This is a genomic window from Prochlorococcus sp. ALOHA_ZT_50 (assembly GCF_022447305.1).
Lineage (GTDB): Bacteria > Cyanobacteriota > Cyanobacteriia > PCC-6307 > Cyanobiaceae > Prochlorococcus_A.
In genome coordinates, this window is the sequence record NZ_JAKVCI010000050.1 from 1 (window position 1) to 3,979 (window position 3,979).

Consider the following 3,979-nt stretch of genomic DNA (forward strand, 5'->3'; position numbering starts at 1 on the left):
CTAATATTGAAGTATAACTACGATCTTGAATCCTTATTTAATAATATTCAATACAAATATTTGATTGCTTTAAATATAGTTTCTATATTTTTAGGCCTCCCATTATCAATTATTTTTGATTTTATCTTATTAAAAATTATTGGCTTAAATTATGTTTTATTCTTTTCTCCTGCTTTAACCATTTTAAGTGTAATTCAAGTTCTTATTCTGAGGAAAATTAAATTTAAATTTTCTAGAAATATATTATTTTTAAAAAAACCAGAAAAAAATAATCTTTATAAATTTTTTGACAATATTACTTTTAAATCTTTTTATATTTTAATCATTAGATCTTTCCCAATTCTCCCTCATGTTTTGGGTAGCTATATTATTGCCTCGTCAAAAATCAAAAAGAAAGTTATTCTAATAAACACATTTTTTGGATCATTTTTTTACTATGTTTTCCTTTATCTAATAATAGGTAATGTTTAGTGAAATTTATTTTTCCCAAAAGGGGTCTGTAGTTAAAGAAACCTGTAACGTACATTTTTTATTATTTTTAATTTCACTTATACAAGCCCTTACTGTTTCACCATTTACATCTATTTCACAGGCTCCACAACTTCCTGTGAGGCAGCCAGTAGGGATTTCTAAACCTGCTTTTTCAGCAGAAGAAAACCAGTCATCACCATCTGAAACAAATGTTTCTTTATTGTTTGGCCATATTACTTTTATATTTTTTGTTTCTTTCAACTTAAAAATGATTTGAGATTTAAATGTTTGTGGAATTCATTCGCAAGATTATCAATAATGGATTGTCTCTTCTCTTTATAAGATATTGATTTTTTATTTAATATTGGTAGATTTTTACTCTTCCTTATTAAATTAATATATTGCTCTCTCCAACTGTCATTTTCAAAGATCCCATGAATGTATGTTCCTGCAATAGTTCCTCCTTTATTATTTTCTTTGTACCAACCAAGATCTGAATCTTCAAAAATAGGATTAATCTTTAATGAACTTTGGATGTCATCTAATACAGTTTGACCATTATGAATTTCAAATCCATTAATTTCTGATTGGCATGGCCATATAGATTTAGAGTTGATTTGACGTGTTAATTTTTTTTTAAAGAAAGTCGTTTTTAATGGTAGTAATCCAATACCTTTAATTTTTTGTTCAGAATAATTTTTGGAACCCTCTTTAAAATAAGGATCTTCAAGTGTAGTCCCTAACATTTGTAAACCTCCACATATTCCAATAATATTTCCTTCGTTATTTGAATAGTCCCTTATATCCTGAGATAAGCCAGAATTTTCAAGAAATATTTGATCTTTAATCGTTTGTTTACTGCCCGGCAGAATAATGAAGTCATACTTACTTAGGTTTTGTGATTTTCTAATCCATTCAATTAATATTGTTTCTTCATTTTCTAGTGGATCAAAATCCGAGAAGTTACTAATAGATGGTAATTTTATAATTCCAACTTTGATTTCAGGATTTTTAGAAAGTGATTTTTTTTCTATTAAATCTAAAGAATCCTCTGGAGGAAATGAATCATTTAACCATGGAATAATTCCAATAACAGGGATTTGAGTCTTATTCTCTATCCATTTTTTCCCATCTTCAAATAATGAAAGGTCTCCTCTGAATCTATTTATAATAATTCCCTTAATAAGCTTCTTTTCTTCAGGCTTCATTAATTCAAGAGTACCAATTATTTGTGCAAATACGCCTCCCCTTTCAATATCAGTAACCAAAATGCAATTTGCATTTAAATACTTAGCAACTCTTAAATTAGTCAGATCTCTATGAATTAAATTCATCTCTACCGGACTTCCAGCCCCTTCGATAATTAAACGGCAATTCGGATTCCGTTCGTAAATAGACTTTAAACTTTTTTTAATTACTTCCCAGCCTGGAATAAACCAATCTTTATAGTAATTTTGTGCGGTTGTGGTCCCTATGCTTTTGCCAAGGTGAATCACCTCGCTTATTGAGTTTCCTTGTGGTTTTAATAAAATGGGATTCATCTCTGCAGAGGGATTAATACCACAAGCAAAAGCTTGAAGTGCTTGTGAATATGCCATCTCTCCACCTTCCCAATCAACCCAAGCGTTGTTACTCATATTTTGTCCTTTAAAAGGTATTGGTTCTTCTCCTAAATTTTTAAGAATCCTGCAAATAGCAGTAACTGTTAACGATTTCCCTGCTCCACTGGAAGTGCCTAGGACCATTATTGGTTTCTTTATTTCATGTAATTTTGCTTCTAACTCCATTAGTAATTTATATTAATTTTAAAATTTATTAATTATTAAATTGAATTATAATTTGGTAAAAAATTTGTGTTAATTCTAGCCTCTGCTTCTCAATCTAGAAAGAAATTACTAGAAAATTGTCAAATCGAATTTATCCAAATATCAAGTGACTTTGATGAAACTACTATTCAAGAAAAGAATATATTTAATTTAGCTTTGGAATTATCTTTTCAAAAGGCTAATAGTTTATCTGAAAATATTCAAAACATATCATTGCCCGAAGAATTTAATTATGGTCCTTTGGAAATACTTGGGTGCGATTCAATTTTTGAATTTAAAGGAGAAGCTTATGGAAAACCATCTAATAAAGAGGAGGCATTTATTAGATGGAAAAAAATGTCTGGAGAATTTGGATTTTTACATACTGGTCATACTCTAATAATTGGGAATTTTGATTCAACTTCCAAAATTTTTAAAATCACTGAAATAATAAAAAAAACAGTAAGTTCAAGAGTTTATTTTTCTAATTTGGAAGATTGGGAAATCAAGAGTTATGTAGATACAAATGAACCTTTATATTGCGCCGGAGGATTTGCCTTGGAAGGTATAGGCGGTAAATATATAGAAAAAATAGAGGGTTGTTTCAGTAATGTAATGGGTTTAAGTTTGCCATGGCTCAGAGAAAATTTATATAGATAATAAAATTGAGCAAAAAAAAACCCTATCTAAAGATAGGGCTTTTTTAGTTGAGATAGAAATTAATCTAAATCAGGCATTTCTAGAGCTGGTTCACTCTTTCTGTCGATTCCTTTTTCGAAACCAGCAGCGGCTGCTCTAGCACGTCCAGCATGCCAAAGGTGACCGATGAATGTAAACCATCCTAGGAAGAATTGAGCTGCAGCTAACCATTGTCTTAAGTTAACGAAGTTAACAGCATTAGGCTCTGTAATGATTCCACCAACAGAGTTGATAGAAGCGTTAGGAGCATGAGTCATATATTCAGCAGCTCTTCTTACCTGCCAAGGCTGAATATCATTTTGGATTTTCTCAAGGCTCAATCCGTTAGGTCCTCTTAAAGGCTCTAACCATGGACCTCTGAAATCCCAAAATCTCATTGTTTCACCACCAAATATAATTTCACCAGTAGGAGATCTCATGAGATACTTACCTAGACCTGTTGGTCCCATTGTTGAACCTACGTTAGCTCCAATTCTTTGATCTCTCACTAGGAAAGTAAAGCTTTGAGCCTGTGAAGCTTCAGCATTTGTTGGACCATAAAACTCTGAAGGGTAAGCAGTGTTGTTAAACCAGATGAATGTTGAAGCAATAAAACTTGCTACACAAATTCCACCAAGAGCATAACTTAATAGTCCTTCACCATTCCAGATGAATGCTCTTCTTGCCCATCCAAAAGGTTTGGTAAAGATATGGAATATTCCTCCAATAATTGCAGTAATACCCACATAAACATGTCCACCAACAATATCTTCAATGGAGTTAACACCGATTATTGAACCAGCTCCTCCCCATGGAGATCTGAATAAATAACCAAGAATGACTCTTGGATCTAAAGTTGGGTTTACAAGTCTGACTTCACCACCACCAGGTGCCCATGTGTCATAAGCCCCTCCAATGAACATCCAATCAAAAACGAAAAATAATGCACCAACTCCTAATACTATTAGGTGATAACCCAAGATATTAGTCATTTGATTCTTATCTCTCCAATCTGTTGAAAAGAA

General features: G+C 31.7%; 4 protein-coding genes. 1 reads left to right on the forward strand and 3 read right to left on the reverse strand.

What is annotated here, in order from left to right:
* Window positions 1-477: 477 nt before the first annotated feature.
* Entirely contained in the window at window positions 478-732 is a 255-nt protein-coding gene (locus MK115_RS08970) for a 2Fe-2S iron-sulfur cluster-binding protein (RefSeq protein ID WP_287610850.1), read from the reverse strand.
* Window positions 729-2,258 carry a cobyric acid synthase gene (locus MK115_RS08975; protein ID WP_287610853.1) on the reverse strand — a complete coding sequence of 510 codons (1,530 nt, stop codon included), beginning with the start codon at window positions 2,256-2,258 and terminating at the stop codon, window positions 729-731. Before MK115_RS08975 ends, MK115_RS08970 begins: the two co-directional genes overlap by 4 nt.
* Before the next feature lie 66 nt (window positions 2,259-2,324).
* On the opposite strand from MK115_RS08975, the gene MK115_RS08980 reads away from it, so the two are divergent.
* Window positions 2,325-2,936 (forward strand): nucleoside triphosphate pyrophosphatase, encoded by a 612-nt coding sequence (locus tag MK115_RS08980; protein ID WP_287610854.1) that lies wholly within the window; start codon window positions 2,325-2,327, stop codon window positions 2,934-2,936.
* A gap of 59 nt (window positions 2,937-2,995) precedes the next feature.
* Here the strand turns inward: MK115_RS08980 and psbC are convergent.
* On the reverse strand, window positions 2,996-3,979 hold a 984-nt coding region (gene psbC / locus MK115_RS08985; protein WP_287610856.1), incomplete at its 5' end, for a photosystem II reaction center protein CP43.

Excerpts from the sequence above, each read along its gene's own strand:
- MK115_RS08975 (WP_287610853.1), bottom strand. The coding sequence starts at position 2,258 with ATGGAGTTAGAAGCAAAATTACATGAAATAAAGAAACCAATAATGGTC.